Origin of the sequence: Planktothricoides sp. SR001, assembly GCF_001276715.1 — a bacterium.
GTDB lineage: Bacteria > Cyanobacteriota > Cyanobacteriia > Cyanobacteriales > Laspinemataceae > Planktothricoides > Planktothricoides raciborskii.
Genome location: NZ_LIUQ01000107.1, coordinates 1 through 6,324, shown reverse-complemented (window position 1 = coordinate 6,324; position 6,324 = coordinate 1). Strand labels below are relative to the sequence as shown.

The 6,324-nt window shown below is 43.4% G+C and carries 5 protein-coding genes; 1 reads left to right on the top strand and 4 read right to left on the bottom strand.

The features are described 5' to 3' along the window. Positions 1-33 precede the first annotated feature (33 nt). The 4 genes from AM228_RS28235 to AM228_RS28220 form a co-directional block, all read right to left on the bottom strand. Positions 34-297, bottom strand: coding sequence for a hypothetical protein (locus AM228_RS28235; protein ID WP_054470331.1), 264 nt, complete (start codon positions 295-297; stop codon positions 34-36). Positions 298-440: 143 nt separating this feature from the next. Beyond that, entirely contained in the window at positions 441-1,220 is a 780-nt protein-coding gene (locus AM228_RS28230) for a hypothetical protein (protein ID WP_054470328.1), read from the bottom strand. A 148-nt stretch (positions 1,221-1,368) separates the two neighbouring features. After that, positions 1,369-1,590 carry a type II toxin-antitoxin system MqsA family antitoxin gene (locus tag AM228_RS28225; protein WP_054470327.1) on the bottom strand — a complete coding sequence of 74 codons (222 nt, stop codon included), beginning with the start codon at positions 1,588-1,590 and terminating at the stop codon, positions 1,369-1,371. A 154-nt stretch (positions 1,591-1,744) separates the two neighbouring features. Continuing rightward, entirely contained in the window at positions 1,745-5,959 is a 4,215-nt protein-coding gene (locus AM228_RS28220; RefSeq protein ID WP_054470326.1) for a hypothetical protein, read from the bottom strand. A gap of 92 nt (positions 5,960-6,051) precedes the next feature. Between AM228_RS28220 and AM228_RS28215 the strand changes: the two genes are divergently transcribed. Beyond that, positions 6,052-6,324 (top strand): hypothetical protein (locus tag AM228_RS28215; protein ID WP_156332134.1); only part of this gene is annotated, 273 nt, incomplete at its 3' end.

Genomic DNA, 6,324 nt, shown 5'->3' with positions numbered 1-6,324 from the left:
TTGATGACACGCCCTAGTATTTAATTTTGGTAATTAGGCCATTTGATCCCGATCCATATTGGTCGATCCAAAAATAGGTTCTACCCGAATGGCTAAGATCGCAGATGGTCGGACTACCATGTATTCCCCTTGGATATTTTTAATGGGGACGTTGACAAATTCTTGACTTTCCGCTTTGGGGACTAATACCCCTTGATACCATTTTTGAAAGTCTTGGATAGTGGGAAATTTGACGCATTCCCGTTGTCCACCTGTCAAAAATATATACACCGCAATTTCATCTGGAGTTCTTGGCATGACAAATTCTCCTTAACTAATTATCACCAATCGGATCTCGGAATATTTGCGAGCGACCTGGAAAAGATAAATTGAGAAGAATTGACTAATTTTCTGTGGGGAAATTGCCACTGGAGTCGCTTAATCCGTGGGCAATTTCCGGGTTAAGAAAATAAGCTATAACGTTGCAGTTGAGCTTCGATCGCACCGGGTAAAATTTCCTCTAGTTCGGCGCGATCGCGGAACTGAATCATCTGTAATGAAGGCCAATCAAAGGGCAATTCTTTTGGGGTGTCCTCTGATAATTGTTGCACCAGTAAGATTTGTTCCCGACGCTTGCTTTGTAGAGCATAGCCCAATTCTACACATACCGTCGGACTGGGAATTCCCCGGGCAGGATTTCCGAAGCGATCTTTAGCAGTGGCAACCGGAGTCATATCGGCGATAAACAGTAAACTCTGGCGCAATTTCCGCATCCGACTATTACTCGGACGCAACAGCCCCGTATCTGGGCGCTGGGCTTCTTCCAGGGATAAGGTGAGGCGCGATCGCTGATTTAAGTGAGCGATCGCCTCTTGCAATCCTTCCCGCAGGTCATCACTCAAGCTGGGATTTTCCGTTTGCACAGAGAAATAGATGGTCGGATCCAACCGGGCCATCACGTCTTGTTTCGTAAAATAGATTTCCTGGGAAATCAAGTCAATATTGGCCACCGCATAGCCGCCGCTGCCTTCAATATAAAATTCGACCGGATCCCCTTGTAAGTACCGTTCAAACCAAGCTGAACGTCTGACCTCATCCTTGTCATCGAGAAAATCAGCCCTTAGTCCGGTTTTTAACAAACTATTTTTGTTCAGTCGTAAATCCGCCTTCGGTCGTTTTTCCAATTCTCGAATTGGCTCATACTCCTGAAGATACCAAGCTCGCACCGCAATAATCGCCATCTGATGCTTTCATCCATCACAATCCGATTCATCACTTTAGCATAAGTTGGATCGGTGATTTACGGCCAAAAATATTTGTTATTTGTTATTTGTTATTTGTTGTTTGTTATTTGTGGTTGTTGTCAGGGATGATCGGTTCGTTCTATCTCTAAGCGGCATATCGGATAATTTCCACTTCAGCGCCATTACTTGCGGCAATTTCGGCGCGGTGTAAAATTTCCTCCGTAATTTGATTACTTAAACAATATTCTCCACAATTGTTACACACTTCCGCTGGTACTTTTTTAATAGTAATAGATTCCCCTCTTTCTAACGTCACCGTAACTAAACCTGGGCTAGTTTCTCCATTTTTACAAATGATACAATTCATCTAGTCAACCTTCGCCTCATATTTACTCATATTATAGATAGATAGCAATTTAAAAAATTATTGGCACAATTACGAGGTGAATTTCGGGGTTTGTAGGGGCGATCCTCCGTGGTCGCCCCGCGCCGATAATATTGCATTTTTCATGGGAAAATCATTATTCCCAGGTTTCTAACTCTGCGATCGCCTGTTGTACCAGGTTAATAATTCTTTGGCGACTGCGTTCAAAAGTAGCAGCAATCCAAATAAAGCCAATGCCGACTAATAAACCGATCGCCCATTTGAGTTGAGGCTGTTGAGAAATTAGTATAACCATTTGGTAGATAGCATTCAGCAAAAATACCGAAGTTCCCACATAAAGATAGGCGCGAACTCGGAAGATTAAACCGGCAAAAATTGCCATTATACAAATGAATCCCGTCACTAGGGAATTAACTGTGAACCAAGACACGACACAAATGGCACCTGTGGCTAAGAAACGAATCAAAGAACGGGTTTCTTTTTGCTCCGAGTTCTTTAAATCTGGATCGACTTGGGCAATATATAAAAACAAAAACGCAATTGGGATGACATACCCCAATGGTTCGGTAAAATTGATTTGGACTAACCACCGAATTAGCGCCCAATCAATTAGAAAACCACTGACATAAGTGAACCGCAAAGAATTTGCCGATCGCCGATTAAACCAAGCCAGAAAAATATAAAATGCCGCAGGCATTAAGAGGCTACTGGGGACAAAGGTACTGGAGGAAAGATTCCCCCCAAATATCAACGCAGTGGTGATGGGTAATATGACAGCGCTTGTCTGCCAAGGTTGCGAAGGCCATCCCCATTTTTCCCAGGGGATAAAATAGAAAAAGTAGGCAATGATGGTAGCGATCGCCCCTGCCCAACTGATGACCCAATTAGACCAAAAATCCGGCAATTGAGTCACGGCATAAATTAGCAAAATTGCGGTTTCTAGTAAACCCAGATAAACCCAAGTTTCGGCGATATTCTTATAGGGATTATGGCGACCTTGCACGATCGCATATCGGGCTAATAAAGCCCCGGTGCCAATACCCACCAGGGTATTTAAGGTAATCGGATAAGCGATCGCGGTAATTAACAAGCTACTGCCAATGACCCAGTGAGTATGGGCGCAGATAAATAACTCTTCTTTGGTGAGTTTTAAGTAATAAGTTAACCAAGGAGTTAGCAGCCGATAGGCGTATAATATTCCCGTGGTTAAAGCAGCGATCGCGACTAATTGATCTCCGGTGCCGAAAGCGGAAATTTGATAATATAAGACCTCATAAGCGGATAACCAAACTCCCACTAAGGCGAAATAAATTAATAACTTGCCTTCGGGACTGCGACGCCCCACCCCAATGGCGGTTAATGCTAATCCCAAAGTGGTTAATCCTGTCCAAGAACTTAAAGTACCGGAGCGAAAAATAGTCCCTAAAATCCCATAAGCTAAGGGGATAATGTCCAAACTGCGGGGGGTATTTTCTTCCGTAGATTCATGCCGGGATTCATACCAATCTCCTAATAGTTGGCTTGCCAGTCCGAGGACAATATTGGCAATGGCTAAATTTAGGAGTGAGCGCTCGAAAAATGCCAAAGTTTCTACGGCTAGAATTTCTATGCACCAAGCTAAGGCATAGATAGACTCATTCCTAAATATGGGGAAATACCAATAGGCGATCGCCACAGTAAGAATAATTGTGGCAATTAAGGCGTTGAAATGTAAATTAAATTCGGAGGAGACAATATCTGAACCAAACGAGTATATGGTAAAGGAATGAGCAGTTAGGGCAATTAGGAGAAAAGCTGAGAGAAAAATTGCCCAACCATTAACCGCTGGTTCATAGACCAATCCTAAACTTTTACTCTGGTTTGGTTCTGTTTCTGCTGCCGGTGCTTCGTTCTCCGTTCCCTGTTTCTCTATGGAAGGGCTTAAATAGTTACTTAGTAAGACTAAAACCGCGATCGCCACCGCAGCGACCACTAACCAATCTGTTCCGGTGACTGGGGGTAAACCAAATATGCCAAAATCGAGGACAAACGCCGTCAAACTGAGGCCAAAACCAAGGGTCATGGCTGCTGCCCCAGTTTGACGTAAATATCCCGTATTGATAAACATAAAAACCGTGGCTACGGCAAAACCAATTAACCGAATGACCGGCATTTCTAGGATGATTAAATTGGCCATCACCAGGGCGATCGCGCTCAACCAACTGGCCATAATCCGCCGTTTCTTGCACCAATAAGCCACCCCGGTTAGGGAAATGGGAGCAATCAGCCATATCCCATATAATTCTTGAGTGCCAGGGATAGAATTCAGCCCCATATTATGGTTTAATAGATAATAACTGAGTCCAGCCAAACCCAACCCTAGATAATATGCAGTTTCTTCAAAGAAATAAGCCCAATATGAAATAACTTCTCGGTTCTGGTTACGGCTTTCTGCCCAGAGATAATCTGCCCAGAGATAATCTGCCCAGAGATAAACTGCCAACTCAAAGACCATTGCCCCCAAGCAAATTATCCCCCAAATTTGTGGGGATAAATTGGGTAAAAATCGGTCAATTACGGAAAAGCCCGTGAATACCCCAAAAATATGTGTCAAATACACCAGGGTTAAGCTGGTGGCAGTTGTTACAGGTGGAAAACTATAATGTTGGCGCTTCCCGTTAGGGATTTGCTTTGCGGAATCGCCTGTATTTGGTAATCCAATACCTGATGTTAACCGCCGATAAGTAATTACCGCCAAAATTAGCGTACTGGCTAATAAATTTAGCGATCGCACATTCGCGTTTGCCAAACTCAGCAACGCCATACCTGTGCCTAAACCTAAACTCAAATAATCTCCGGTTAAACCACATTGGATTGCATTTGGTTTGTCTTGTCGGTAAATCCAATCGGTGAACCAAACCGTCAAGATTAAATAAGGAATCAGAGTAATTGCATAAATCGTAAATGGGGCATCAGCAGCTTGGGCTAGTTCTACCCCTGTTTGCACCGCCTGCGAGCGAAAACCAGGGGGAATAATTTGGCGAATTAAAATAAAAGCTTGTAAACCAATAAAGAAAATTGCGGTTAAATTATTGCGGTTAAAATTCGCCAAAAATCGCCGAAATAGCAGCCATAAACCCAAAGCGCTTACGCCAATTGCTTGCAAGGATTCCCACGGTTGCCACCCTTCACTTGTCCAGGGAATACTGACAAAGGAAATCAACCAACCCAGACATAATAGAAATATGCCAATTTGCGATAAAGGCAACTCTGTATCTGGGGGAACATTAGCCGCTAAATCTGATGCATCAGGTGGGTTTTTCTCCGACAACCAAACAAATAGCCAACCACTAATCCCGATCGCTAATCCTAATTGAGTAATGTCAATTCCTTGTATAAAAATCCCCCTAAATAATAATACGAATGTGGCATACAGCAGTAATAAATCAGACCGCTGATTAGCTTTTGTATTATCTAAAACCTGTTCGATTTCTACAGTTTGATTTCTAATAAAAATGCTAGAATTTATATGATAATTTGTTTGATAAACAGTAGTGAAAGAAGAGGATATAGTCCCCAAATATACGGCAATTAAAGGCAAAATGGGCAAACCCCAACCCCAGTGGATAAAACTAACAAAGATATAATTTACCCAAGCAATTGAGGAGTAAGGGGCTTTTTTAATAGTTCTAATATTTGTGTAAATCCCAATTGTCATGCCAGTTAAACTCATGGCAGCGATCGCAGCGGTAATCCATCCCAGGGGAGAATCCCACAAATGAAATCCATCCATCGCCCAAAAATTTAACGGCACCAGTAACATGGTTGCTGTCTGTAAAGTTTGCGCGGTTAACTGTAAATTTGACTGCTTAAGCGTCCACTGACTAACTAGCCAAAATAAACAAGTGTAGGCAAATAAAACTAAATATTGACCAAACGGGGGAAACTGTTCCCATTGAGTTGCAACCAATACCCCAGAAGAGAGTGTCACCATAAACACCCCTAGGAATAGCAACCACTGCACGCTTAATTCCGCCATCAAGGATTTTAACCCTTGGGCAATGTAAGACGGAGAAGGTGGTGCAGTAGGGGCTCCGGGGCCTGCCGTCGGCGGAGGGGCGGAGGGGCGGAGGGGCGGAGGGGCGGCAGGTTCTGGTGGTGATTCTGGGATTAATTCTGGGATTAATTCCGGGATTAATTCTGTCACCACCAATGGGGGCAAAGGACTGGTCAGAAGTTCCTGACAAAGTTGCCTTACTTGTTCGTCAGTCACCAATCCCAGACGCAATAAAGCGTCTAACCCGTCGAGCAAATGGGGGTTAGACTTGTGGATATTCAGTTGAATGCTGATTATATTTTGTGGGTCGTACATTGGCCGCCACCAATAGCGCTACCAAATTATCGTACTTTTACGGAGGATTGGCCATAAGACGGCGATCGTTTGTCAAGTTTTGCTGGAATTAGATGAAAACTACAGAAAACTACGGATTTGGTCGGGGGGCTAAGGGCGATCGCTTCTTCCGTTCAGTTGACGGCAAAAACCCGGTCATTTATGATGAAAAAATCAATAGTAAAGAACAATCTATACCCATATATCAAGAGGATGGAGAGAAATTGTCGCTATGCCAACCTACGATTATTTTTGCGCTAGTAACAATAAAACCATCGAAGTGGTACACAGCATCCATGAAAAACTCGAAACCTGGGGTCAATTGTGCCAAATGGCTAAATGCGATC

What these genes read in the sequence shown, in the direction of transcription:
- AM228_RS28235 (WP_054470331.1), bottom strand. Translation starts at nt 297, where the DNA reads ATGCCAAGAACTCCAGATGAAATTGCGGTGTATATATTTTTGACAGGT.
- AM228_RS28230 (WP_054470328.1), bottom strand. Translation starts at nt 1,220, where the DNA reads ATGGCGATTATTGCGGTGCGAGCTTGGTATCTTCAGGAGTATGAGCCA.
- AM228_RS28225 (WP_054470327.1), bottom strand. Translation starts at nt 1,590, where the DNA reads ATGAATTGTATCATTTGTAAAAATGGAGAAACTAGCCCAGGTTTAGTT.
- AM228_RS28220 (WP_054470326.1), bottom strand. Translation starts at nt 5,959, where the DNA reads ATGTACGACCCACAAAATATAATCAGCATTCAACTGAATATCCACAAG.